Origin of the sequence: Arthrobacter caoxuetaonis (assembly GCF_023921125.1) — a bacterium.
In the GTDB taxonomy this organism is placed as follows: Bacteria; Actinomycetota; Actinomycetes; order Actinomycetales; family Micrococcaceae; genus Arthrobacter_B; species Arthrobacter_B caoxuetaonis.
This window is the reverse complement of sequence record NZ_CP099466.1, coordinates 910,986-935,865: the sequence shown is the minus strand read 5'-3', so window position 1 is coordinate 935,865 and position 24,880 is coordinate 910,986. Positions and strand designations below refer to the sequence as shown.

Annotated in this window: 25 protein-coding genes; 13 read left to right on the top strand and 12 right to left on the bottom strand. The window is 64.9% G+C overall.

Translation table 11 applies throughout. The features are described 5' to 3' along the window. From NF551_RS04260 to NF551_RS04245, 4 genes are read left to right on the top strand one after another with little or no spacing between them, the layout of a single operon-like run. Positions 1 to 1,368 (top strand): glutamine synthetase family protein, encoded by a 1,368-nt coding sequence (locus NF551_RS04260; RefSeq protein ID WP_227895239.1) that lies wholly within the window; start codon positions 1 to 3, stop codon positions 1,366 to 1,368. Beyond that, positions 1,349 to 2,170, top strand: a complete 822-nt coding sequence (locus NF551_RS04255) for a gamma-glutamyl-gamma-aminobutyrate hydrolase family protein (RefSeq protein WP_341482259.1) — start codon at positions 1,349 to 1,351, stop codon at positions 2,168 to 2,170. Before NF551_RS04260 ends, NF551_RS04255 begins: the two co-directional genes overlap by 20 nt. Further along, positions 2,167 to 3,522 carry an aldehyde dehydrogenase family protein gene (locus NF551_RS04250; RefSeq protein ID WP_227895240.1) on the top strand — a complete coding sequence of 452 codons (1,356 nt, stop codon included), beginning with the start codon at positions 2,167 to 2,169 and terminating at the stop codon, positions 3,520 to 3,522. The genes NF551_RS04255 and NF551_RS04250 overlap by 4 nt, the downstream gene beginning before the upstream one ends. 20 nt (positions 3,523 to 3,542) lie before the next feature. After that, positions 3,543 to 4,334, top strand: coding sequence for a 3-oxoacyl-ACP reductase (locus tag NF551_RS04245; protein ID WP_227895241.1), 792 nt, complete (start codon positions 3,543 to 3,545; stop codon positions 4,332 to 4,334). Positions 4,335 to 4,409: 75 nt separating this feature from the next. Here the strand turns inward: NF551_RS04245 and NF551_RS04240 are convergent, their stop codons facing one another. Continuing rightward, positions 4,410 to 6,062 (bottom strand): catalase, encoded by a 1,653-nt coding sequence (locus NF551_RS04240; RefSeq protein ID WP_227895242.1) that lies wholly within the window; start codon positions 6,060 to 6,062, stop codon positions 4,410 to 4,412. A gap of 137 nt (positions 6,063 to 6,199) precedes the next feature. Between NF551_RS04240 and NF551_RS04235 the strand changes: the two genes are divergently transcribed. Beyond that, the gene (locus NF551_RS04235; protein WP_227895243.1) at positions 6,200 to 6,628 is read left to right on the top strand and encodes a pyridoxamine 5'-phosphate oxidase family protein; all 429 of its coding nucleotides are present in this window, start codon (positions 6,200 to 6,202) and stop codon (positions 6,626 to 6,628) included. Between the two features lie 12 nt (positions 6,629 to 6,640). Here NF551_RS04235 and NF551_RS04230 read toward each other — a convergent pair whose 3' ends face one another. Further along, positions 6,641 to 7,537 carry a phosphodiesterase gene (locus NF551_RS04230; protein ID WP_227895244.1) on the bottom strand — a complete coding sequence of 299 codons (897 nt, stop codon included), beginning with the start codon at positions 7,535 to 7,537 and terminating at the stop codon, positions 6,641 to 6,643. A 242-nt stretch (positions 7,538 to 7,779) separates the two neighbouring features. Here NF551_RS04230 and NF551_RS04225 point away from each other — a divergent pair, with 242 nt between their 5' ends. The 7 genes from NF551_RS04225 (at position 7,780) to NF551_RS04195 (ending at position 13,042) form a co-directional block, all read left to right on the top strand. Next, complete coding sequence (locus NF551_RS04225) at positions 7,780 to 8,367, top strand: hypothetical protein (protein ID WP_341482260.1); 588 nt, start codon at positions 7,780 to 7,782, stop codon at positions 8,365 to 8,367. A 101-nt stretch (positions 8,368 to 8,468) separates the two neighbouring features. Further along, a complete protein-coding gene (locus NF551_RS04220; protein ID WP_227895245.1) occupies positions 8,469 to 8,771 on the top strand; it encodes an urease subunit gamma in 303 nt (100 codons plus the stop codon). Between the two features lie 8 nt (positions 8,772 to 8,779). Next, entirely contained in the window at positions 8,780 to 9,100 is a 321-nt protein-coding gene (locus NF551_RS04215) for an urease subunit beta (protein WP_227895357.1), read from the top strand. Further along, positions 9,091 to 10,797 (top strand): urease subunit alpha, encoded by a 1,707-nt coding sequence (locus tag NF551_RS04210; protein ID WP_227895246.1) that lies wholly within the window; start codon positions 9,091 to 9,093, stop codon positions 10,795 to 10,797. The genes NF551_RS04215 and NF551_RS04210 overlap by 10 nt, the downstream gene beginning before the upstream one ends. 8 nt (positions 10,798 to 10,805) lie before the next feature. Next, positions 10,806 to 11,501 carry an urease accessory protein UreF gene (locus tag NF551_RS04205; RefSeq protein ID WP_227895247.1) on the top strand — a complete coding sequence of 232 codons (696 nt, stop codon included), beginning with the start codon at positions 10,806 to 10,808 and terminating at the stop codon, positions 11,499 to 11,501. After that, positions 11,494 to 12,240, top strand: coding sequence for an urease accessory protein UreG (gene ureG / locus NF551_RS04200; RefSeq protein WP_227895248.1), 747 nt, complete (start codon positions 11,494 to 11,496; stop codon positions 12,238 to 12,240). Before NF551_RS04205 ends, ureG begins: the two co-directional genes overlap by 8 nt. Continuing rightward, positions 12,206 to 13,042 (top strand): urease accessory protein UreD, encoded by an 837-nt coding sequence (locus NF551_RS04195; RefSeq protein WP_252604984.1) that lies wholly within the window; start codon positions 12,206 to 12,208, stop codon positions 13,040 to 13,042. Before ureG ends, NF551_RS04195 begins: the two co-directional genes overlap by 35 nt. Positions 13,043 to 13,069: 27 nt before the next feature. Here the strand turns inward: NF551_RS04195 and NF551_RS04190 are convergent, their stop codons facing one another. The 6 genes from NF551_RS04190 to NF551_RS04165 form a co-directional block, all read right to left on the bottom strand. After that, positions 13,070 to 14,671 (bottom strand): purine-cytosine permease family protein, encoded by a 1,602-nt coding sequence (locus tag NF551_RS04190; RefSeq protein WP_227895250.1) that lies wholly within the window; start codon positions 14,669 to 14,671, stop codon positions 13,070 to 13,072. Between the two features lie 232 nt (positions 14,672 to 14,903). Continuing rightward, the gene (locus NF551_RS04185) at positions 14,904 to 15,959 is read right to left on the bottom strand and encodes a zinc-dependent alcohol dehydrogenase family protein (RefSeq protein ID WP_227895251.1); all 1,056 of its coding nucleotides are present in this window, start codon (positions 15,957 to 15,959) and stop codon (positions 14,904 to 14,906) included. 152 nt (positions 15,960 to 16,111) lie between these two features. After that, entirely contained in the window at positions 16,112 to 16,507 is a 396-nt protein-coding gene (locus tag NF551_RS04180) for a YchJ family protein (protein ID WP_227895252.1), read from the bottom strand. A 43-nt stretch (positions 16,508 to 16,550) separates the two neighbouring features. Beyond that, complete coding sequence (locus NF551_RS04175) at positions 16,551 to 17,984, bottom strand: serine/threonine-protein kinase (RefSeq protein ID WP_227895253.1); 1,434 nt, start codon at positions 17,982 to 17,984, stop codon at positions 16,551 to 16,553. 175 nt (positions 17,985 to 18,159) lie between these two features. Beyond that, positions 18,160 to 19,464 carry an Nramp family divalent metal transporter gene (locus tag NF551_RS04170; protein WP_227895254.1) on the bottom strand — a complete coding sequence of 435 codons (1,305 nt, stop codon included), beginning with the start codon at positions 19,462 to 19,464 and terminating at the stop codon, positions 18,160 to 18,162. A gap of 278 nt (positions 19,465 to 19,742) precedes the next feature. Beyond that, entirely contained in the window at positions 19,743 to 19,946 is a 204-nt protein-coding gene (locus tag NF551_RS04165) for a cold-shock protein (RefSeq protein WP_055240160.1), read from the bottom strand. A 208-nt stretch (positions 19,947 to 20,154) separates the two neighbouring features. Here NF551_RS04165 and glsA point away from each other — a divergent pair, with 208 nt between their 5' ends. Next, the gene (gene glsA / locus NF551_RS04160; protein WP_227895255.1) at positions 20,155 to 21,969 is read left to right on the top strand and encodes a glutaminase A; all 1,815 of its coding nucleotides are present in this window, start codon (positions 20,155 to 20,157) and stop codon (positions 21,967 to 21,969) included. Between the two features lie 178 nt (positions 21,970 to 22,147). Here the strand turns inward: glsA and NF551_RS04155 are convergent, their stop codons facing one another. The 4 genes from NF551_RS04155 to NF551_RS04140 form a co-directional block, all read right to left on the bottom strand. Further along, a complete protein-coding gene (locus NF551_RS04155; protein ID WP_055240158.1) occupies positions 22,148 to 22,351 on the bottom strand; it encodes a cold-shock protein in 204 nt (67 codons plus the stop codon). Positions 22,352 to 22,661: 310 nt separating this feature from the next. After that, positions 22,662 to 23,219 (bottom strand): DUF421 domain-containing protein, encoded by a 558-nt coding sequence (locus NF551_RS04150; protein WP_227895256.1) that lies wholly within the window; start codon positions 23,217 to 23,219, stop codon positions 22,662 to 22,664. Between the two features lie 113 nt (positions 23,220 to 23,332). After that, complete coding sequence (locus NF551_RS04145; protein ID WP_227895257.1) at positions 23,333 to 23,803, bottom strand: acyl-CoA thioesterase; 471 nt, start codon at positions 23,801 to 23,803, stop codon at positions 23,333 to 23,335. A gap of 47 nt (positions 23,804 to 23,850) precedes the next feature. Beyond that, positions 23,851 to 24,840, bottom strand: a complete 990-nt coding sequence (locus NF551_RS04140; RefSeq protein ID WP_227895258.1) for an LLM class flavin-dependent oxidoreductase — start codon at positions 24,838 to 24,840, stop codon at positions 23,851 to 23,853. Between the last annotated feature and the right edge of the window lie 40 nt (positions 24,841 to 24,880).

Below are 24,880 nucleotides of genomic sequence, written 5' to 3'. Positions count from 1 at the left end.
ATGAAGCAGCAATCCCCCAACGGACTGGCTCTCGAAGAACTGCGCGACCTTGTCGCGGCGGGCAGCATCGACACCGTGATCGTGGCCATCACCGACCATTTGGGCCGGCTTCAGGGCAAACGCTGCGGTGCAAGGTCCTTCCTCGAGGACGTGTATCCCCACGGCGCCGAAGGCTGCAACTACCTGCTCGCCGTGGACGTGGACATGAACACGATCGAGGGCTACGAATCATCCTCCTGGGAAAACGGCTACGGCGATCTGGTCATGCGCCCGGACATGGACACCCTGCGGCTGGTGCCCTGGCTGCCCGGGACAGCCATGGTGCAGTGCGACGTCCTGCGCACCGACGGGTCTCCGCTGGCTCCCTCGCCCCGGCAGATCCTGCGCCGGCAGCTGGACCGGCTGGAAGAACTGGGCTACCGCGCCTACATCGGCACCGAGTTGGAGTTCATCCTCTTCGACCACAGCTACTCGGATGCCTGGGACCGGGGGTACGCCGGCATGCAGGCCTCCAGCAGGTACAACGTGGACTACTCGCTGCTGGCCACCTCCCGGCTGGAGCCCGTCCTGCGCGCCATCCGCAACGGAATGGAAGGTGCCGGGATGGTGGTGGAGTCCTCCAAGGGCGAGTGCAACTTCGGCCAGCAGGAGGTGACGTTCCGGTTCGACGAGGCGATGCGGACCTGCGACAACCACTCCTTCTACAAGACCGGAGCCAAGGAGATCGCCGACCAGCAGGGCAAGAGCCTGACCTTCATGGCGAAGTTCAACGAACGCGAAGGCAATTCCTGCCACATCCACTTCAGCCTCCGGGACCTGGACGGCGAACCGGTGTTCCCGGGGATGAGCGAACACGGCTTCAGCCCGGTCATGGAGCAGTTCATCGCCGGCCAGCTGGCAGCGCTGAAGGAACTCACCTATTTCCTGGCACCGAACGTGAACTCCTACAAGCGGTTCGTGGAAGGCAGCTTCGCGCCGACGGCGATCGCCTGGGGCCTGGACAACCGCAGCTGCGCCCTCCGCGTCGTCGGGCACGGTGCCGGAATGCGTACCGAAAACCGGGTTGGCGGCGGTGACCTGAACCCTTACCTGGCGACCGCTGCCCTGGTTGCCGCGGCTATCCACGGCCTGGAGAACCGGCTGCCGCTGGAGCCGGTCACGGCAGGCAATGCCTACACCACCGGTGCCGACCGGCTGCCCACCACCCTGCGGGCGTCCCGGGACCTGCTGGCGGGCAGCGAGATTGCCCGCAAGGCCTTCGGCGACGAGGTCGTCACCCACTACGTTCACGCGGCCGACGTCGAACTGGCCGCCTTTGACGGAGCCGTCACCGATTGGGAGCGCAAGCGTGGCTTTGAACGGCTCTGAGCCCGGCGGCGAGCGCCCGGCCTTGCGAAGTACAGCTTCGAGGCGCCCGCTGATCGGCATCACCACCTACTACCAGCAGGCTGCCTGGGGAGTATGGAAAGGCAGTGCGGCACTGGTCCCGGGCACCTACGTTGAGGCGGTCACCGCGGCGGGCGGCAGCCCGGTCCTCCTTCCGCCGCTGGGAACCGAGACAGCCGTCCTGGACGGGCTCGACGGTCTGGTCACCTCCGGCGGCACCGACGTGGACCCGGCTGCCTACGGCCATGACCCGCACCCCAAAACCGTCAGCCAGCCGCTGCGGGACTCCCACGACTTCGCCCTGACCCAAGCTGCCCTGGATCGGGACCTCCCCCTGTTCGCCATCTGCCGGGGAGCGCAGATCTTGAACGTCGCCCTGGGCGGAACACTCATCCAGCACCTGCCGGACGTCCGCCCGGAGGTCGACTACCAGGCCACGCCGGGGATCTTTGCCGACGTCACTTTCAGCACTGCGCCGGACAGCATCATCCGGTCCCTGCTGGGACCGGCCGCGAGCGCCCCCTGTTACCACCATCAGGGCATCGCCGAGCTCGGCCACGGACTGCGGATCACCGCGGAAGCGCCCGAGGGGACGGTGGAGGCGGTCGAACTGCCGGGACGGGACTGGGTCCTGGGCGTGCAGTTCCATCCCGAACAGAACCCGGAAGACCTGCGGCTGTTCGAAGGGTTCGTGGCCGAGTGCGCCAGACGGCGCGCCGCAAAGGACGGGACCGGGGACAGCACCCCAATGCGGACACCTGTTGCGCAAGGAGCACGCCGGTGAGCACCACCATCCTGAATCCCGCCACGGAGGAGGTCATCACCGCCGTCGCTCCCCTGGGGCTGGCAGAAACCGATGCCGCCATTGAGGCCGCCGCACGGGCGTTCGTGTCCTGGCGCGCCACCGGCCCCTCAGACCGCGCCCGGCTCCTGCGGCGCTTCGCCGCTGCCGTGGACGCCGACGTGGAAAACCTCGCCGCCCTGGAAGTGGCGAACGCGGGGCATACCCTGGCCAACGCCCGCTGGGAAGCGGGCAACGTCCGGGACGTGCTGAACTACTACGCCGGCGCCCCGGAGAGACACACCGGCGCGCAGATTCCCGTGGACGGCGGCATCGATGTCACCTTCCATGAACCCCTCGGTGTGGTGGGAGTAATCGTGCCGTGGAACTTCCCCATGCCCATCGCGGGCTGGGGATTCGCTCCGGCGCTGGCTGCCGGCAACACCGTGGTCCTCAAACCGGCCGAACTGACCCCGCTCACGGCCCTGCGGCTGGCCGAGCTGGCACTGGAGGCCGGCCTTCCCGAGGGCGTATTCCAAGTCCTTCCGGGCAAGGGATCGGTCATCGGCGAGCGCTTTGTGACCCATCCAGCGGTGCGCAAGGTGGTGTTTACCGGGTCCACCGAGGTGGGCCGGGGAATCATGGCCGGGTGCTCCGCGCAGCTGAAGCGGGTCACCCTGGAACTGGGCGGCAAAAGCGCCAACATCATCTACGACGACGCCGACCTCGAGTCCGCAGCAGCCGCCGCCCCCGGCGGGGCGTTCGACAATGCCGGGCAGGACTGCTGCGCCCGTTCAAGGATCCTGGTCCAGCAGGGGGTGTACGAACGTTTCCTTGAGCTTCTCGAGCCCCATGTCACGGGGCTGTCCGTGGGCGATCCGCGGCAGGCGGATACTGCCATGGGTCCCCTGATTTCTGCAGCGCAGCGGGACCGGGTCGCCGGGTACGTGGCGGAGGACGACGTCGTGTTCCAGGGCAAGGCGCCGGCCGGCCCCGGATTCTGGTTCCCGCCTACCGTGCTCGCCCCTGCCCCGGACAGCCGGGCCCTCCGGGAGGAGATCTTCGGCCCCGTGCTCGCCGTCGTTCCCTTCCGGGACGAGGAGGACGCTGTCCGCATCGCCAATGACTCCGCCTACGGGCTGTCCGGATCCATCTGGACCCGGGACCTGGGCCGGGCCCTGCGGACTGCCCGCGCGGTGGAGGCGGGAAACCTCTCCGTGAACTCGCACTCGTCGGTGCGCTACTGGACGCCGTTTGGCGGCTTCAAGCAGTCAGGGCTCGGCCGGGAACTGGGCCCGGACGCCCTGGATGCGTTCACGGAAACCAAAAACGTCTTTATCGCGACGGGCCGGTAGCGGCCAAAGGAGGAAACACCATGCTGGATCCGGTCTCATCCACACCCCCTCGCCGGCTCGAAGGACGTTCTGCCGTCATCACCGGGGGCGGCAGCGGGATTGGCCTCGCCAGCGCCCGCCGGCTGGCAGCCGAAGGCGCACACGTCGTCGTCGCGGACATCGATCCGGTCGCCGGGAAAGCTGCCGCCGATGAGGTGGGAGGCCTGTTCGTTCCGGTGGACGTCACCAATGAAGAAGACGTCAAGCGCCTCTACGCGATCACCCGGGAGACCCACGGCCGGGTGGACATTGCCTTCAACAACGCCGGGATCTCCCCGCCGGACGACGCCTCGATCCTCGACACCGGAATCGACGCGTGGCGGAAAGTGCAGGAGGTCAACCTGACCTCTGTCTTCTACTGCTGCAAGTACGCCCTGCCGCACATGCTGGAAGCGGGCAAGGGCTCCATCATCAACACGGCATCCTTCGTGGCGGTCATGGGCGCGGCTACCTCACAGATTTCCTACAGCGCTTCCAAGGGCGGAGTGCTGGCGATGAGCCGGGAACTCGGCGTCGAATTCGCGCGGCAGGGGGTGCGGGTCAACGCCCTGTGCCCCGGACCGGTGAACACTCCCCTGCTGCAGGAACTGTTCGCCAGGGATCCGGAGCGGGCTGCCCGCCGGTTGGTGCACATACCGCTGGGCCGCTTCGCCGAGCCGGAGGAACTGGCCGGCGCTGTGGCGTTCCTCGCCAGCGACGACTCCTCCTTCATCACGGCCTCCACCTTTATGGTCGACGGCGGCATCTCCGGCGCGTACGTCACCCCGAACTGAGGGATTAACACCGACGGCGGCGGGAGGCATAAAGCCTTCCGCCGCCATCGCGCCGTCTTCCTGGTTCCTGGCGGGTTACCGGGTGACCACCACGTGCTCATTCGGCACGCAGTGGGTCATGGTCAGGCCCTCGACGTTTCTCGGACCGTTGGCTCCGAGGTTCTTCATGCGTTCCAGCTCTTCCTCGCTCAGGGTCTGGGTGGGGAGCGGACCCAGATCCTTGACCTCAGCCAGCCCAATGCCCAGGCCTTCGCCAACCCGCGCGCCGAGTTCGTCGTCGCACATATAGAAGTGCCAGAGCATGCGTTCCTGGACGGGACGTGCGGCCTGGGAGATGTTGTCGACGAAGTTCTTGACCAGGTCGTCCTTCTCCCACTGCTCCATCAGCTGGTACCGCTGCCCGGCCTGCATATAGTCATTGGTGCGCTCAAGCCTGGCGCGGGTCAGCCGCCCGTTCAGCTCCGGCCCCACCTCGGACGGGCCCTGCTTCGGGGCCTCCTGCACACCGCCGGTGATGCTGGGTTCGTAGTTGACGTGCGGGTTCTGGCCCGGGGCCAGGTCCGTGCCGTAGGACATCTGCCCGCCGCGCTGGTTGGTGGCAACCTTGGCGTTCTTGGCCGAGTTGACCGGCAGCTGCAGGTAGTTCGGCCCCACCCGGTAGCGCTGGGTATCCGAATAGCTGAAGGTGCGTCCCACCAGCATCTTGTCGTCGGAGAACTCCAGCCCGTCCACCAGCACACCGGTGCCGAAAGAGATCTGTTCGTTCTCATTGTGGTGGTCGGAAACGTTCCGGTTCAGCGTCATGGTACCCACCAGCCGGGGCACGAAGTCCTGCTCAGGCCAGGTCTTCGTGTCATCGAGCGGATCGAAGTCCAGTTCCGGATGGTCGTTGTCATCCATCAGCTGCACGTACAGGTCCCACTGCGGGTAGTCGCCGCGTTCAATGGCCTCATAGAGGTCCTTGGAGGCGTGGCCGAGGTCGCCGGCCTGGATGTTGGCGGCGTCCTCTTCGGTCAGGGACTTCACACCCTGCTTCGGCAGCCAGTGGTACTTGACCAGTTTGGAATCCCCATCGGCGTTGACCCAGCGGTAGGTGTTCACGCCAAATCCCTGCATGTGCCGGTAATCCGCGGGGATGCCGCGCGGGCTGAAGAGGTTAACCAGCATGTGCATGGACTCAGGGGTCTGCGACATGAAGTCGAAGATCCGGGCCGGCTCCTGGCGGAAGGTGACGGGGTCCGGCTTCAGGGAGTGGATCACGTCAGGGAACTTGATGGCGTCACGGATGAAGAAGACTCCCAGGTTGTTGCCCACCATGTCCCAGTTGCCGTCTTCGGTGTAGAACTTCACCGCAAACCCGCGCGGGTCCCGTGCGGCTTCAGACGAATCCCGGCCGCCGATCACGGTGGAGAACCGGATGGCGACGTCGGTCTTCTTGCCGGGCTCCGAGAACAGTTTGGCCCGGGTGTACCTGGAAATGGGTTCTTCGCCCCATTTGCCGGTCGCCTCGAACTCTCCGTACGCCACGAACCCGCGGGCATGGACCACTCGCTCGGGGATCCTCTCCCGGTCAAAGTGGCTGATCTTCTCCAGGAACTGGTAGTTCTCCAGCGTGGCAGGACCCCGGGAGCCCACGGTGCGGGTGTTTTGGTTGTCCGAGACGGGATGGCCCTGGCGGGTGGTCAGGTTCTGCTGTGCGGAGTACTGCTTTTCTTCGTCCGTCATCATGCTCTCTCTCGCTTGAGGTAAGTGCTGATCAGGTGGAATAGCTTCCGGACCCTACTCTTGTAACCCGTTGCGCCGCCGTCAACTTCGGAAGCCGCCTTACTGTGGCGGTGGGACGCGCGGCTTGACACACTGGGGTCATGACTAGCGAAGAGAAGCCTCCGGTTGTCGAGCTCACGGCTGAGGAATCCTGGAAGTACGTTGAAAAGACCTTTCACGGCCGGATCGCGACGAGCGTTGCAGGCGAGCCGGATATCTTCCCCATCAATTACTACGCCCACGACGGGGTGCTTCTTTTCCGCACGGCGCCGGGGAACAAGCTTGCCGAGCTGACGGTCAATTCCCACGTCGCCTTCGAGACCGACGGCATCATGAGTGACGAAGCCTGGTCGGTGGTCATCAAGGGCACGACCCGGGAACTCGAGCTTTCCGCTGAGATTGAAGAAGCCGAGAAACTCCCCCTGAAGCCCTGGGTGCGCACGCGCAAGAGCCGCTATGTGGAACTCACGCCGACTTCCATCTCGGGACGTTTCTTCAACCTCGGCCCGGAACCCGAAGACGAGTACTAGTCCGCTGCCGGCCTAGGCGCTGCTCAGGGTACGGGCGTCCAGTATCCGGATGCCCGCGGCATCCAGCCGGCGCCGGGTCTCTGTCTCGTCCACCCGCTCCCCCACAGTTTCCCGTTCCTCCAGCGGAACCACTGAGTGGACCACGGAGTCCTCGTACACATGGATCATGTGGAACGCCTGCCCCGCGTCCTGTCCCCGGGTTCCAGGCGTTGCCAGGTCCTGCGTGTAGCACGTTGCCGACGCGACCGAGACGGGAATCCCCGCGAACGTGGTGAAGGTCGAGTAGTGCAGGTGACCGGCAATAATTGCTCGGACATCCGTGCCGGCCACGGCAGCCGCCAGGTCACGCTGGTGACGCAGTTCCACCAGGACCGTGAGGTCCTGGACGCTGGGTACGGGCGGATGGTGAAGGGCCAGGATGGTTCCCTCTGCGGCAGGCGTGCGCAGCTGGGAGCGAAGCCAGGTCAGCTGCGCGTCGCTGAGTTCGCCGTGGTGATAGCCGGGAACAGTCGAATCCAGGGTGATGATCCGCAGCCCGTTGACCTCGTAGACTCGGTCCAGGGGGGCCATGCTCGGGGCCTCGTCCAGCAGGCGTTCCTTGAACGTTTCCCTCCGGTCGTGGTTGCCCATCACCCAGATGACCTTTGCTCCCATCTTGTCGGCCGCAGGTTCCACAATCGAGCGCAGGTGGTCATAGGCTTCCGCTTCGCCCTTGTCGGTGAGATCGCCGGTGAAGATGATCGCCTCGGGCTTGCGTTCAGCGGCCTCCAGCCTCTCGAAGACGGCTTGGAGCTTGGCCTTGCTGTCCACCGCTCCGTAGAGCGGATCCGGGCCCGCCAGCAGATGGGTGTCGCTGAGATGGAGAATGAGATGTCGCGGCCGTGGATGTTCGGCCGGGAGGTAATCCATTGGTGACCTTCTCGTGTCGTCCAAAAGTCTTCTGCACGTGTCTGCGGGGGTGCTTGGCACCTCCTTAATCAAAGCAGAAACAAGCAGACGAAGGTAACGCAGCGGCGGTGTGTTGGGTTTGCGCTCCCAATGTCGCGGCCGGGATGCCCATGGCTTTGTCCCAAGAGTCTGGCGCCGTGTCCTGCGCCGCCGTAGGCTCGGGCGTGAACACCGCTGACCGTGCGACCCAGTTAGGAACGACCATGAAACTCAGCCATATTCCACTGCGGCTCACCACCGGTGCCTACATCCTGAACTCGGGCCTTAACAAGCGGAACCTGGACGAAGAATCGGCGGCCGGCCTGCAGCAGATGGCGGGAAACGCCTTCCCCCAGGTCCTGGACCTGGAACCCGCCCGCTTCGGAAAGCTCTTGTCCGCGGCAGAGATTACTCTCGGACTCACCCTCCTGACTCCTTTTATTCCCAGCCGGCTCGCGGGCCTCGCGCTGGGCGCTTTCTCCGGCGGCCTGGTCACCATGTACCTCAAGACGCCTGAACTCACCGAAGAGGACGGTTTCCGGCCCTCTCCGGCCGGAGTCCCGTACGCCAAGGACCTTTGGATGCTGGGAGTCGCGGGGGCCCTCATCCTGGATACGAAGAACAAAGAGAAGGTCAAGGTAGTCAAGGTGCCGACGCCGGTGAAAACGGCAGCCGCAGCAGCAGCCATCAAGACCGCGAAGGATGCCACGAACTCGACCACCAAAAAGGCTGCCAAGGCCGCCAAGACAGCGACGGCGGCCAAGGCAGCCAAGGCAGCCGCCAAAGCTGCCGCGCGGGGCAAGAAGAACTAGCGAAGGCCGCGGCAGCTTCCCGGCACGGGGCCGGCAGCGGATGCAACATCCCGGAAACATCTCCGTGATTTTCCGAAACATCAAGGTGGAACAATCCACCCATGTTCCTCACACCGTCGGACACGGAAAAACTGCTGCTGAGCGTAGCCGGTATGGTCGCCCGCGACCGGCGCGACCGGGGAGTCAAACTTAACTACCCCGAAACCGTTGCCCTGCTCTCCTGCTGGGTCATGGAGCGCGCACGCGAAGGCGGACTGGTCGCAGACCTCATGAGTGAGGGACGCAGCGTCCTGACCCGCGCCGATGTGATGGAAGGTGTGCCGGAGATGATTCCGGACCTTCAAATCGAGGCCACCTTTCCCGACGGACGCAAGCTCGTCACCATCACGGAGCCGATCTCATGAACACTCCCCTGATCCCCGGCGAAGTGCGCACCGCTGAAGGCACCGTGGAAATCAACGCCGGCCGGGAAACCCGGACACTGGTAGTGGTGAACGACGGCGACCGTCCGATCCAGGTCGGGTCCCACTTCCACTTCGCGGACGTGAATTCCGCGCTCTCCTTCGACCGGAGCGCCGCCGAAGGATTCCGGCTGGGCGTACCCGCCGGAACCGCCGTCCGGTTCGAACCGGGGGCTTCACGCGAGGTGACGCTCGTCCGCCTGGCCGGCGCTGCCGCTGTGCCTGGACTCCAGATCCGCACCCCTTCCGAAGGAGCCCAGGCATGCAGGTGAGCCGGCGCGAATACGCCCACCTTTACGGACCCACCGTCGGAGACCAGATCCGGCTGGCCGATACCGACCTGTGGATCTCCCCCGAGCAGGACCTGACGTTTGGCGGCGACGAATCGGTGTTCGGCGGCGGCAAGAACATCCGCGAGTCCATGGCCCAGTCCACCCGGACGTCCGCTGAGGGTGCCCCGGACCTGATCATCACGAACGTCGTGATCGTGGACCACTGGGGAATCGTCCGCGCCGACGTCGGGGTCAAGAACGGCCGGATCGCCGGGATCGGAAAATCCGGAAACCCGGACATCATGGACGGGATCGATCCTGCACTGGTGATTGGGCCCGGCACCGAGGTGGTAGCCGGCGAGGGCAAAATCCTGACGGCGGGCGGCATTGATACGCACGTGCACCTCCTGGGAACCGACGCGCTGAGGGAAGCCCTTGCCTCCGGCATTACTACGGTGGGCGGCGGCGGCACCGGACCGGCTGAAGGATCCAAGGCCACCACCGTCACTCCCGGTGCCTGGAACCTGCAGGTGATGCACCGGGCGCTGGACCACCTGCCGATGAACTTCCTGCTTTACGGCAAGGGCAACACCGTCAGCCAGGCCGCGCTGGAAGAACAGGCACTGGCAGGCGCTGCAGGTTACAAGGTCCATGAGGACTGGGGATCCACTCCCGCAGCCATCGATGCAGCACTGACGGCGGCCGACCGCTGGGGCGTGCAGGTGGCGCTGCATGCGGATTCACTGAACGAAGCAGGATACGTCCAGGACACCCTCGCGGCCATCAAGGGCCGCGGCATCCACGTGTTCCACGCTGAGGGAGCCGGCGGCGGACATGCACCGGACATCATCACGGTGGCCGCCGCGGCCAACGTGCTGCCGGCGTCGACCAATCCCACCTTGCCGTTCACCGTCAACACCGTGGCCGAGCACCTGGACATGCTCATGGTGTGCCACCACTTGAACCCGCGCATTCCTGAGGATCTGGCCTTTGCCGAGTCGCGGATCCGCGCCAACACGATGATGGCCGAAGACGTCCTCCAGGACCTCGGCGCCATGTCCATCACCTCCTCAGATGCCCAGGCCATGGGACGCATCGGCGAGACGATTACCCGGACGTGGCAGGTGGCCCACGTGATGAAGGACTACATGGGCGCCGCCGAATCCGCCCTGCCTGCCGACAATGAGCGGGTGCGCCGCTACATTGCCAAGTACACGATCTGCCCCGCCGTAGCGCACGGGATCGACGCCGAGGTTGGCTCGGTCGAGGTCGGCAAGATGGCGGACCTGGTGCTGTGGAACCCTGCCTTCTTCGGGATCCGGCCCTCGATCGTGATCAAGGGCGGTGCCATCGTGGCCGGGCAGATGGGCGATCCGAACGCTTCGCTGCCCACCCCGCAGCCCGTCTGGATGCGCGAGGCCCTCGCCGGCACCGCTACCTCCGCGCCCCACCTCTCGACGTCGTTTGTTTCCCCCGACGCACTTCAGGACGGGCTTGCCGAGAAACTGGGACTGACCCGTTCGCTGACCGCCATCAGTTCTACCCGCGACGTCACCAAGGCCTCCCTGCCGAACAACACGGCCCTTCCTGACATCCAGGTGAATCCGGAGACCTTTTTGGTCAGCATCGACGGGCAGGTCATTGAGCCGGCGCCGGTCTCCGAGCTTCCCCTCACGCAGCGTTACACCCTGTTCTAGGCGGTCCCATGTCTGACACTGGTTCCGTGCTGGCAGGTTTCCTGCTCGCGGATTCCCGCCTGCCCTCTGGCGCCTACTCGCATTCGGCAGGTTTGGAGCCTGCGGTGCTGGCCGGGTTAGAGGTCGACGGCGTGTATCCGTACCTGCTCTCGCGGCTGCACACGGTGGTGCAGATGGAGGCCTGCGCGTCCGTCCTGGCTTTTCGCCACGCACGGCTGATCCAGTCCGGTTCAGCGGGTGCCGGCTTCTTTCCGGTGCTTGAAGCCGCCCTGGATGCGCGGACCCCGTCCGGTGCCCAGCGTGATGCCTCCCGGCGGCTCGGCCGAGGGATGCTGCGCCTGGCGGGAACACTCAAGGGCGCGGACCCCGCCGTCGAGCGCCTGGCGGCAGAGGTACGGAAGCCCATGCGGCCCGTGGCGCTCGGCGTGACCGCCGCTGCCCTCGGAATGGGTGAAGCCTCGCTGGCCCGGCTCTGCTGCTACGACGACGCGCAGTCCGTTGTTGCTGCGGCGCTGAAACTCCTGCCCATTGACCCCATGACCGCGACCGGGTGGATCCTGGCCGCTGAAGAGACGATCGAGGCCGTCGCTGATGCCGCCCAGGGCATCCGGGGCCTCGACGAACTTCCCGCACTGAGTGCTCCCTGGATGGAGCACTGGGCCGAAGACCACACCACAAGAACAAGGAGGCTGTTCGTTGCCTGAGAACACCACACCCCCATCCACCCGTTCGCTGCGGCTCGGCGTTGCCGGTCCCGTTGGAACCGGCAAGAGCTCGCTGATCGCCACCGTCTGCCGGGCCATGTCCCAGGAACTGAACATCGGCGTAATCACCAACGACATCTACACCGATGAGGACGCGCGCTTCCTCCGCTCGGCCGGAGTCCTTCCCGCGGAACGGATCCGCGCCGTCGAAACCGGAGCCTGCCCCCACACGGCTATCCGTGACGACGTCACGACCAACCTCCTGGCCGTGGAGGACCTGGAAGCCGACTTCGCTCCGCTGGACCTGGTCCTGGTCGAAAGCGGCGGGGACAACCTCACCGCCACTTTCTCCCCCGCCCTCGTGGACGCACAGATCTTCGTCCTGGACGTTGCCGGCGGCGGAGACGTGGCCCGCAAGGGCGGACCGGGCATTGCCCGGGCGGACCTGCTGGTCATCAACAAGATTGACCTCGCCCCGCATGTGGACGTCGACGTCGAGCAGATGGTCGCCGATGCCACCGCGGCACGTGAGGGCGGACCCGTCCTGGCGCTGTCCCGCAAGCGGCAGGAAACGATCGACGAGCTCAGCACCTGGATCCGCTGGATGGTGGCCCAGCACCGCGACGGCGCGCACACTCCGCAGGACCCCGGACCGATGGCACCGCATTTCCACGCAGATGAAGAGGGCGGCTACATCCACAGCCATGATGAGGCGCCGGGTGCCCTCCACCAGCACTGATCCCCTTCCCGCCACCACGGCGGTCAGCGGCACCCGGCCGACCCGGATCGCCGTCGAGCGCGCCGGCGACCGTGCCAGGTTCTCCGTACTGGACCAGGGCCTCTACCTGGCACCGCGGCCGGTTGCCGGCACCGCCGGACCGCTGCATCTGCGGGTTGCCCTGATCGGGATCCACATGATGCTGCTCGGCGGGGACGACGTGCGGATCGAACTGCACGTCGGATCCGGGGTGACCCTGGAAGTCATTGAGCCGGCGGGCATGGTCGCCTACGATGCCGACGGCTGTGCATCGCGCTGGTCACTGGACGCCGTCCTGGCGGAAGGCTCTGCCTTGATCTGGGACGGCGCGCCGTTCGTGGTGGCCGGCGGCGCCAACGTCCAGCGGGAGACCCGGGTGCGTTTCGCCGAGCGCTCCCGCGTACTGCTTCGGGAAACCCTGGTCCTGGGCCGCTCCGGTGAACCCGGCGGTGCGCTGCGCAGCGTCACCCGGCTGACAGGACCTTCCGGGGACAGCCTTTATGAAGACCTGGACCTCACCGGCATCCGGCACCGTTCCGTCGGTGTGCTCGGTGAATCCAAGGTCCTGGCCAGCGCGACGGCGGCGGGCTGGCGACCGGAGGCCGGACCACCTGCCCCCGTGGAGTCCCCGGACCGCCGCCGCCAGGACCAGGCGGTTTCTGCCCACCGGTTTGAGCTGGCGGCAGAGGGTTCGGTCCTGCGTGCCCTCGCAGCATCGGCCCATGAGGCCGACCGGGAAGTTGCCCCGCAATACGCCCAGTGGAGCCAGGAGCTGCTGCGGTGAGCCGCAGCAGCTCCTGGCTCCGATTCCCTAGACCGCGTTGGTTGGTGCAGTTTCCGCTGCTGCGGGTCCCGCGTTAGGGGTGTGTTTCGGGTCAGCGGTAATAGGGCTGTTCCGGGCTGCACCCACGCGGACGAAGCGCGGCCCCTGGGGTCCATATGCGTCAGCGGGCTCCGGGAATATGACCAGGACCAGCAGATACAGGACTGCTGCCAGCCCCAGGGAAACTGGGATGCTGAGATCTACCCCGGCAGCCAGGTTGCCCAGCGGACCCACGAACTGCCCGGGCAGGTTTACGAACATGAGTCCGGTAGCTGCGGAGACTGCCCACACTCCCATGGCACGCCAGTTCCATCCGTTGTTGAACCAGTAGAGTCCACCAACCTGCCGCCGGTTGAAGACCTGCAGGGAATCTGAGTCGTACCAGCCGCGGCGGGTCACGAAGCCGATGATCATGATGATCATCCACGGCGCGGTGCAGGTAATGATCAGGACCGCGAAGGTCGAGATGCTCTGCACCACGTTGAAGGCGAACCTGCCCACGAAAATGAAGATGATCGCCAGCGTGCCGATGAAAATCGTGGCTTGCACACGGGAAAACCGCGGGAAGACCGAGGAGAAGTCCAGGCCCGTTCCGTAGAGGGCCGTGGTGCCCGTGGACATGCCGCCGATGAGCGCGATCAGGCAGACAGGCAGGAAGTACCACGCCGGAGCGATCTCCAGCAGGCCGCCCACGTAGTCGGAGTTCTCCAGGAAGACCGGAGCCTGGACAGCCACGATCGAAGCCGTGACCAGCCCGAAGAAGAACGGAACCAGAGTTGCCATCTGCGCCAGGAAAGCCGCACCCATCACTTTGATCTTGGGAGTTTCCTTGGGAATGTAGCGGGACCAGTCACCCAGGAAAGCGCCAAAGGAGATCGGGTTGGACATGGCGATGAGGGCTGCCCCGATGAAGGACGGCCAGAAAAGTGCCGCGGTCTCGGCATCAGCGCCCGGACCGAAGATCCCCGCGTAGGAGGGGTCGAAAGCACCGGCGAAAGCGAAGATTCCGAGCAGGAATAGCGCCGAGGCCGCCACGACGGCGATCTTGTTGACCCACAGCATGAACCGGTAGCCGTAGATGCAGACGGTCAGGATGAGGACAGCGAAGACCGCGTAGGCCGCGCTGAGGGTGAACACGTTGTTTGGCAGTCCCACCAATCGGTTGGCACCGCCAACCAGCGCATCACCGGAGCTCCAGACAGAGATGGAAAAGAACGCGAAAGCGGTCAGCAGCGAGAGGAAGGACCCGACGACGCGGCCGTGGACACCGAGGTGGGCTGACGAAGAGACGGCGTTGTTGGTTCCATTCGTGGGGCCGAAGACGGCCATCGGCGCCAGGACCAGGGCCCCGGCGACCACTCCCAGGAGCGTGGCGAGCACCGCATCACGGAAGGACAAACCGAAGATGATCGGAAAGGATCCCAGGACCACTGTGGCAAAGGTGTTCGCACCTCCGAAGGAGAGACGGAACAGGTCCAGCGGGCGTGACGTGCGTTCTGGCCCGGGAATCGGCTCGATTCCGTGCTGCTCTACGCGGGTCACGGGAGGAATGGTCGCGCTCAATGCTGCCTCGGTTTCGGTAAGGGGCACGAGCTTGGTTCGTGCCGGAAAGGACGCGGAAGGACAGGGCCGCGTCACTCTTTTGACGCGAGTGTGACCACTAAACATCAGAATTTGCTTATAGGACAACTTCGAAACGGGCCCGAAACATACTGCCGTCATCTAAGCGTCATGAAATGACAGGAACTGCGGCCGCAACGCGGCCGCAGTTCCTGTTGCTGGTCCGGAATCCGACGAACCCGACGGACCATGCGGAAGGTGGCTATGCCTGCAGCATCACCTTCAGCGCATCGGTCTCCGCTGCCCGGGAGAACGTGTCGTACGCCGTCATCATGTCGTGCAGCGCATACCGGTGGCTGATGAACTGTTCCGCCGGCAGCTTTCCTTCAGCGATCAGCTTCAGGAGCATGGACAGGGTATTGGTATTAACCAGGCCCATGCTGATGTCGATGTTCTCAATCCACAGCCGCGGCAGGTCCAGGCTCACCGGAGCGCCGTGCACACCCACGTTGGCCACATTCCCGCCGGGACGGACAATCTCGGTGCACATCTCGAACGTGCGCGGAATGCCCACCGCTTCCACGGCAACGTCCACGCCCCATCCGTCGGTCTGGGACATGATCTGCTCTTTCCAGTCCGCGTCACCGGAGTTGACGCCGTGCGTGGCACCGAATTTCCGTGCCTGCTGGATGCGGTTCGCATCCAGGTCGACGGCGATGATCTTCGCGGCACCGTACAGCCCGGCCGTAGCTATGACCGCCAGGCCGACCGGCCCGGCACCGATGACTGCCACCACGTCGCCGGGCTTTGTCCGGCCGTACTGCACGCCCATCTCAAAACCAGTGGGGAAAATGTCGCTCAGCAGGGTACCGTGCTCCGCCGAGACGCCTTCCGGCAGGAGATACATGGAGGTATCGGCGTAGGGGACGCGGACATACTCCGCCTGCGTTCCGTCGATCAGGTGCCCGAAGATCCAGCCAATGCCAACCTGCCCCTCATCGCCAAGACAGTGCGAGTACAGCCCGTCCTTGCAGAAACTGCAGGAACCGTCGGCGGAAACGCAGGACAAGATGACCTTGTCACCCACATTGAAGGAGTTGACGCTGGAACCCTTTTCCGTGACGGTTCCGACACCCTCATGTCCCAGGATCCGGCCGGGAGTCACAGCGGGAACGTCACCCTTGAGGATGTGCAGATCCGTCCCGCAGATGGTGGTGGTGTCGATCTTGACGATGACGTCTCGGGGATCCTGGATCGTCGGATCCGGAACGTCCTTCCATGCCTTCTGTCCGGGGCCTTCATAAACGAGTGCTTTCATGGTGTCCTCGTCTGCTTAGGGTCCGACTCCTGACAGGCGCTGCGCTGAGCTGCCTGTTCTCGGGAGAGCTTCCCGAAAAGGACCCTGTCCGGGCCGCCGTCGAACGTCCTTTAAGCCTAGATCCGGGCTACCTCATCGGGAAGGCCAAAGCCCTACTCGCCGTCTACATAGAGCCAACGGCCTTCTTCGCGGATGAAGCTGCTGCGCTCTCCCTGCACCCCTGCCAGGCCATCCTCGCGGTAGTGGGCTTCGAAGGCGACGACGCCGGTGGAGTCCCAGGGCCCGCCGGCCTGTATGGAAAGGATGTCCAGCCTGCGCCACTTCCTCTCCGGTTCAAGTTCCAGCCGGGCAGGGCGCGCACTGGGATGCCAGGTGCGCAGCAGGTATCCGGTATCTCCGGTCACGAAGGCGGAGTACCGGGAGCGCATCAGCGCTTCCGCGGTGGGAGCCGGAACCGTGCCGGCATGGAAACGGCGGCAGCAACCTTCGTAGGTGTCCCCGCTCAGGCAGGGACAGCGCTCGGTTGGGTCAATTGCCGGAAAAGTCATCCTCTAAGTATGCGAGACGCGGCGTCTCATGCAAACAACCCGCCTACGGCGTGCCCCCGCCGGGTTCTGCGCTGGAACCGGTGCCTTGCCCGGGAATGAGGTCGTAGCGTCCGTCCTGGGACGCGTTCAGCCGGTTCGCTGCCAGGACAACCGTCACTGTCAAAACCGTCATGACCAACACGGCCAACAGAGCCCTTCCGGCCATGGCGGCCCTGCCCTGGGGAAGGCGCAGGGCGAGCGCCGGCCCATTTGCCGGTGCCCGGGTCCAGGACCGCTGCGACTGCCGATTTTCGTGGGTACGCACGGATCCGGCAGCCGGGACCCGGCCAATCGAAGGCGGCGTGGGCGGGGCAGCAGGTGTGTGAACGTCGGGATGCCGCGGTCCGCCGTCGCCGGCAAGATAAGCCGCGGCAGCCCGTTCGATGGCCGGCAACGGCGTGACGGGGTGCAGGCTGCGGTCCCCTGCATTGTCCGTCTCCGTCTGCTCGGGGGTGCCCTGCACCGCCCCGTCGACAATGCTCGCCGCTGCGTCCTGGGCGGATACGGCGCCCTGGGCGGGTACGGCGTCCTGGACGGGTACGGCGCCGGAGTCCGTCGAAAAGCCCTGGACCGGTGCTCCCGCGGACCGGTAGTCGAGCAGCGACGCGGATACTTCCGCGGCGGTAGGACGGTCCCCGGGGTCACGTGCCGTCATTGAACAGAGGAGGGAGCGCCACTGCGGACCCAGACTTGCCGGGATATCCGGATCGCGGCTGAGGCGGGCGACGGCGGCTTCGAGAGGGCTGCCGCCGTACTCGATCCGTCCGGTGACGGATTCCAGCAGCACGAGTCCAAGGGAATAGATGTCCGAGGAAGTCTGGGCAGACGCGCCGGAGGCCTGCTCCGGGCTGAGGTAGTTGGCCGTGCCGAGGGTTGCACCGGTGGCCGTCATCCGGGCACCGTCCAGCATGAGTGCTATGCCAAAATCCGTGAGCTTGGCGCGCGGTGCCGTCCCGGCGACGCCCGGAGGCAGCAGGATATTCGCCGGCTTCACGTCACGGTGGACAACGCCCCTGCTGTGGATATAGGCCAAGGCGCCGGCCAGCTCGGCTCCGATGTAGGCGGCGTCGGCTGCAGGCAATGCAGCTTCCCGGAGCCTTTTGCGAAGGTCCGGGCCGTCGACGAGTTCCATGACCAGAAACGCCCGGGGTTCTCCGGCCTCTCCGTCGTCGCGTCCGGCATCATCCTTGCCGGCGTCGAACAAAGTAACGAGTCCGGGGTGGGTGAGTGACGCCAGGAGGCGTGTCTCGGTATTCTGGCGCCCGACGTCGTCGGGGTCCACAGCACTGGCTCGGAAGAGCTTCACCGCGATGCCGCGGCCAAGAGCCTCGTCCTGCCCTCGATAGACGGTGGCCATGCCACCGCGGCCAATAGGTTCGTTGAGTCGATAACGGCCCGCAATCAGACGATTCAGGCCACCCGCTGCGCTGATTTCCATGCTGAACCTTCTCTCGCCATTTAAGAGTAGCGGAGGGTTCCCGGCGCGTGGATGGGGTCCGGTGACTTCTTTCCGAAGCTGGTTTTTCGCTCGTGGAACGCCTGGCAATAAGCTAAACTGCCCCGCCGCAATCGGGTGCGGCGGGGCAGTTTAGAACGGGCTAGGAAGGGTGCTGTTAGCCGCCGAAAACGGGGGCCAGAGCCTTCCATGCCTGCTGCGCGCCCAGGACGATGAACAGCAGGGCGGTGACGCCCAGGGCGATGTTCGTGTGGAGGCGGTTGGCCCATTCCTTGGGAATGCGCTTGCCGTTGAGCAGGCCCAGCAGGGTGACGGCCAGGAACGGCATGAACAGTGAGCCGAGCACGCCGTAGGCCAGAATCAGGCCGATGGGCTGGCCCAGTGCGAAGAGGATCATGGGCGGGAAGGTCAGCCACAGGACGTAGAACTTGAAGTACTTGCCGCCCACGCGGGTATCCGGGTGGCCGGATTCCTTGCCGCGCATGTTGCCCCAGAAATCGGCGAACATCAGTGAAACGCCGTTCCAGACGCCGATGATGGAGGAGAAGGACGCAGCCCAGAAGCCGACGAGGAAGCCGGTGCCCACAAAGTTGCCGTATTCCAGCTTCAGCACGTCGTAGAGGTCCAGGAGTCCCTTGTCTCCGGCACTGAGGGTGATGCCTGCGGTGCGGACAACCTCGGCTCCGACAATGAGCATGGCGACGACGAAGATGCCCGTCATCACGTAGGCCATGGAATTGTCGATGCGCATGACCTTCATCCACTTCGGCGTGTACCAGCCCTTTTCACGCAGCCAGTAGCCGTAAGCAGCGAGGGTGATGGTGCCGCCGACGCCGCCGGCCAGGGCCAGGGTGTAAACGACGCCGCCTTCGGGGATCATCGGGACAAGGCCCTTGAACATCTCCGGAATGTTGGGGGTGGCGATGACGGCCAGGCCCACAACGGTCACGAACATCAGGCCGACCAGGACGGCCGTGATCTTTTCGAACGTGGCGTATTTGCCGAACCACACCATCACGAAGCCGGCGAGGCCCATGAGGATGGCCCAGGCCCACAGCGGCAGGAACGGGAAGACCGCTGCCAGCGGAAGCGCAGCGGAGGACATCGCCGTCGCTCCGTAGACGAAGCCCCAAATCATGATGTAGGGACCGAAATACCAGGTGGTCCAGCGCCCCAGGGAGCGCCAGCCTTCGAAGATTGTCTTGCCGGTGGCGAGCGTGAAGCGGCCGGCACCTTCCACGAGGATGATCTTCAGGATGACGCCGAGGATGACCGCCCAGAGCAGCCCGTAGCCGTAGCGTGAGCCCGCGACCAGAGTTGCGACCATATCGGCGGCACCGACGCCCGTGGCTGCCACCACAAGCCCGGGTCCAACAATCTTCCATTTAGCGGGAGCTCCGCCGTCGTCGTCTATGCGCTCGGAGTGCGGCACCGCACTCGTGCGGGCGTTATCTTCAGCCATTGGCCAGGGGTCCTATCGTGCGAGGAGCCGGGCAGGAGATCAGCCGCGGCAGTGTGCCCGGGGTCACCCGGGACATTGAATTCTCTCACAGGGGGTTGTGCTGGACCGAATTCTGTGAGTGAGCCGGGCGCACCAGCACCATGGGTCACAAGCGCCACAGGTTGGGGGCCAGCACCGTGAGGCCACTGCCGATCGAGGTGGCTTAAACAGCAGATGCAGGACGGAAAACCGTCCTGCATCTGTGCGTCCAGCTGGCCCGTGGAAGGGCCGAAGTCTTGTTAGACAGGCTGGATGTTTACCGCCTGGGGGCCCTTGGGGCCCTGCTCGGTGTCGAAGCTAACCTTCTGGTTCTCTTCGAGTGAGCGGTAGCCGCTCGCATTGATGGCGGAGTAGTGGGCGAAAACATCGGCACTGCCGTCATCGGGCTCGATGAAGCCGAAGCCCTTTTCGGAGTTGAACCATTTCACGGTACCTGTTGCCATTTTTAATCATCCTTCTGAAGCGAAACTTCTCCGACCGTCGGAGAGTTTCCAGTTGAAGTGTCCCATGAGGCGTTTTACAAAAAAAGCGGCTGACCCTGGATTCGGGTCCCGCCGCGTCAATTACAAAGGCCCAACACAACAACTGCGCCCAGCATACACGAAGGTAACGGTTACGTCACGGATGTTTTTGAACGCCTAGGCTGGAAGGATGGACTCCCCCATTGAGCACTACCTCCAACGTATCCACGCCGAGATTGCCGGCCTCAAGGACGGGCAGCCGTACAGCTCCATCCCGGCCATGGCGCACGTGGATCCGGACCATTTCGGAATCGTCCTTGCAACCGCTGACGGCTACGTCTACGAGGTTGGCGACACCAGGGAGGAGTTCAGCATCCAGTCGATCTCCAAACCGTTTACCTACGGACTTGCCCTCGCTGACCGCGGAATGGAGGAGGTTGATGCGAAGGTTGACGTAGAACCCTCGGGTGATTCCTTCAACGAGATTTCGCTGGCGGAGGGAACGGGCCGGCCGGCAAACGCCATGATCAATGCGGGCGCCCTCACGGCAACCTCACTCCTACGCGGAGCCGGCGGCAATTCGCGGTTCAAGCGGATCCTCAATACATATTCCGCTTTTGCCGGTCGGCAATTATCCGTCAGCGAACGCATATACCAGTCAGAACTAAAGTCCGGCCACCGCAATCATGCCCTGGGCTATTTGCTGCGGAGTTTCGACATTATCGAATCCGACCCGGCGCCGGTTATCCAAGACTACTTCCGCCAGTGCTCCGTGATGGTCAACGCGCTCGACCTGGCCATGATGGCCGCTACCCTGGCCAACGCAGGACGCAATCCGCTCACCAATGACCAGGTCCTGGATATCGCATCCGTCGAGCGGGTCCTCTCGGTCATGGCCACGTGCGGCATGTACGACGATGCAGGCTCCTGGATGAGCAGCGTCGGCATGCCCGCCAAGTCCGGCGTGGGCGGCGGAACGATTGCCGTACTGCCCGGCCAGATCGGCTTGGCGGTCTACTCTCCGCCGTTGGACGGGCACGGCAGCAGCGTCCGGGGCGTTGCCGTCAGCCAGCGGCTGTCCCACGACCTTGAACTGCACTTCGTCCGGGCCGGCCGCACGGGAAAATCCGCCTTGCGCGGCTCCTACGACATCGGCACCACACCCTCGGGTATCCGCCGCAGCGAAGACGCCGCTGCACTGCTGCGTGCCAACGCCCACCGTGCCAGGATCCTGGAACTAAACGGCGACCTGCTCTTCGCCGGCGCCGAGGCCATGGTGCGCGAACTCGCTTCACTGGAGGACGACGTCGTGCTGGTGGTCCTGGACCTGCGCAGTGTGGATGAGGTCTCGGGCGTCGCCCTGCGCATGTTCAATGAGGCAGCCAGCATGCTCGCGGTGTCCGGACGGCAGCTGGCCGTAGTGGACTCAGCCGGTGACGTGCCGGCTGCGCTGGCGGAAGGGGGCCAGCCGGTGGCCGCCTTCGGGACCCGGTCCGCCGCGGTGGAGTGGTGTGAGGAGGAGCTGCTGCGCCGCTACGGCGCGGACCTTGTGCAGCCCGAACGTATCCTCCCGGCGGACTCCCCCGCACTGGCACCGCTCGATGCGGAGGCGGCCAAGGACCTGGCCGGACGGATGGAAGAGCTCAGCTACCAGGACGGAGACGTGATCCGCAGGATCGGCCAGCGCTTCAGCGGTGTCTACTTCATCGCTTCCGGCCACGTCCAGACACTGATGCCGGGCCCCAGCGGCCATCGGGTCAAGCTGAACCGGCTGGGGGCGGGAATGACGTTCGGCGAAATGGCGCTGGGAGAAGACAAGCGGCAGGAAACCACGGTCAAAGCCGACGGCGACGTCACTCTCTGGCGGCTGCCGGCAGAGGAAATCAGCCGCATGGAAGAAAATGAGCCCCGGCTGGCGCTGCAGCTCTGGCGGGCCCTGACGCAGGATGCCTACACCCGAGTGGAGCAGTACCTGCGCGAGACGGCTGTACGCGTGGAGGACTAGCCCTCCCTTTCGGCGCCGGCCACAACCATCGAGAGGCCAGTTACGGCTCGTTTGAACGCTCAAATGAGCCGTAACTGGCCTCTCGGCGGAAGGGGTTAAACAAGAAGAGCAGAACGGTTGCCCGTCCTGCTCTTCTTTTTAGATGCCTGCCTTAGCGGCGGCGTCTAGGCTTCTGGAATTAGAGGCCCTGAATGTTCGTGGCCTGCGGACCCTTGGGGCCCTGCTCGGTGTCGAAGGAGACCTTCTGGTTCTCTTCGAGGGACTTGTAGCCGCTGGAGTTGATAGCGGAGTAGTGAGCGAAGACGTCGGCGCTGCCGTCGTCGGGCTCAATGAAGCCGAAGCCCTTTTCGGAGTTGAACCATTTCACGGTACCTGTAGCCATTTTAATATTCCTTCTGCATTGAAACACTTCCCGACTTTCGGGAGGTTTCAGTCGCGGTGTTCCTTTACCGCTTTTACAGAAAAGCGGCTAGCCCGTTTGGGTTTCGCCACTTGAAATACAAAATGCGCAACACAACAACTGAGAAAGACTCTACACTACTTTTGGCCGGTCCGCGACCACACCCCTCCGCCAGGCGTTCATTCCCCCTCGCCACAGGGCAGTTACGGCTGCTTTCACGGCTGGCTTTCACGGTCCGGCGGAACCCTGGCCGCCGTACATGGACGCTCCGCGGAAGGCCCCTGGCCGGGGATCATTCGGGCATGAGCAGCTCTTTGGGGATGAGGGCGCGGTCCTCGATCCGGCGCAGCAGCAGGGGATCTATCTGCTTCCCCCGCCGGAGCACACTCACGTCCCCCGTGGGCTCCAGGATGACCAGCGACACCTCCGAGAAGTTGCGGATCCCGGCCTGGCGGAGCTTGAAGTACAGTTCATCGTCCTGGATCCGGGCCCGCCTGAGCGCTCCTGACAAGACCTGCTCCCCCGCCATCAGCAGGATGGGCTTGCTGGTGAGGTAGGCCCCGCGCTTGCTCCTTCGCAGGTATCCCTCCAGCCGCAGCATCACAAACATCGTCGCCAGGCCGATGATGCCGGCCGCAAGCGTGGGCGTGTAGCCCAGGATCACGCGTCCGAGCACTGAACCGAGCGCAATCACGATCGCTTTGTCCAGCGTGGACCAGCTCGCCAGCGCCCGCTGGCCGAAGCCGCGGACCATCAGGAAGAAGACGAGGTAGATCCCAAAGGACGAGATGACGACCCACAGGGCGTCAATGGGGGTGATGCCAAGGCTGGTCCACAGGTTGTTCCACACGACGGGCCTCCTTACGGGCGCGGCGGATCCCCCGGTTTTCCGCTCCGTTGGCAGCTGGCCACGTTGGCCGCTTTCCCGAATGGTAGTCCGGCCGCCGCAGCGGCTGACACCCGTCAGGAAAAGACAGACGCTCCGGAGTGGGGCCCCACCAACGCCCGCTGCGCCTCGCTCACCCGCAGCAGCCTGCCCGAAACAGCGTCCACGAAGGCCAAGGTCGTTTCGGCCTTGATGCATGCCACACCGGTCACCGGGTCCGAAACCCGGTACGAGATAGCAAGGCTTGCGCCTTTAACCGAGCTGATCCACAGGTCGACGTCGGCGGGCACATTGCGGTACTCCAGCGGCGCCAGGTACTTGACCCTGTGTTCGGAGACCAGGGACTGGACATGCCCCGGCACGGAATCGAACAGGGCCACCGGCGGCCGTACACCGGGCGCTCCGGTGCCGGCCGGCGGTCCGAAAGCCAGGATCCGCGCCTCTTCCAGCATCCGGAGCACCTCGACGTTGTTCACGTGCCCGTAGGCGTCCATGTCCGACCAGCGCATGGGAACCTTGACGCGGATGGCAGGGGAAGACGTCGTCATGGATTTGATTCTGGCATATGTCCACGGCCCCGCCCGGCCGCACCCGCCTAGGCCTGGACGGGCTGCATGGCCTGGGACAGCAGGGTGAACGAATGCAGGCGCTGCTCGAGCGTGGGGGCATGTGTGGCAACGATGAGCTCGTCGGCACCGGCATGGCCGGCGAACCAGTCGAGGTACTCACGCACCTCCACGGTGGTGCCCACTGCGGAGTAGTGCCCCATCATCTTGATGTGCTGGCCGGCCGGAGATTCAAGCACCAGGTCCGCTTCCTCGTCCGTGTACGTGCGGTCTTTGCCCAGCAACTGGGTCACGCGGCGGCGCTGGGACTGCAGGAAGATTTCCTGCGCTTCCTCCGCAGTGTCCGCCGCCAGGACGTTAACGCCGGCGATGACATAGGGCTCGGCCAGCTGGGCGGAGGGCTGGAACTCCCTGCGGTAGAGGGCGACGGCGTCCTGCAGGGCCTGCGGCGCGAAATGGGACGCGAAGGAGTACGGCAGGCCCAGGGCGGCAGCCAGCCGGGCGCCGAACAGCGAGGACCCCAGGATGTACAGCGGCACGTTGGTGCCCTTTCCCGGAATGGCGTCGATGCCGGGGATCAGGCTGTTGCCGGTGAGGTAGCCCTGCAGTTCCTGGACATCCCGGGGGAAGGAATCGGCGGACATCGGATCCCGCCGCAGCGCACGCAGGGTCTTCTGGTCACTGCCGGGGGCGCGGCCGAGGCCCAGGTCGATCCGGCCTGGATACAGGGACTCAAGGGTGCCGAACTGCTCGGCAATGGTCAGGGGCGCATGGTTGGGCAGCATGATGCCTCCTGCTCCCAGCCGGATGGAGGACGTGTTGGCGCCGATGAAGGAGATCAGGACGCTCGTGGCCGACGAGGCGATCGTAGGCATGTTGTGGTGCTCGGCGTACCAGATCCGCCGGTACCCCAATCCTTCGGCGTGCCGGGCAAGCGCCAGGCTGTCGCGGAACGACTCAGCGGCAGTCCCGCCCTCGTCAATGGAAGCGAAATCGAGGATGGAAAGCGGGTACGTCATGGAACACTGGCCTTTCGTTGTGCACGTCTTGTCCTGTCGC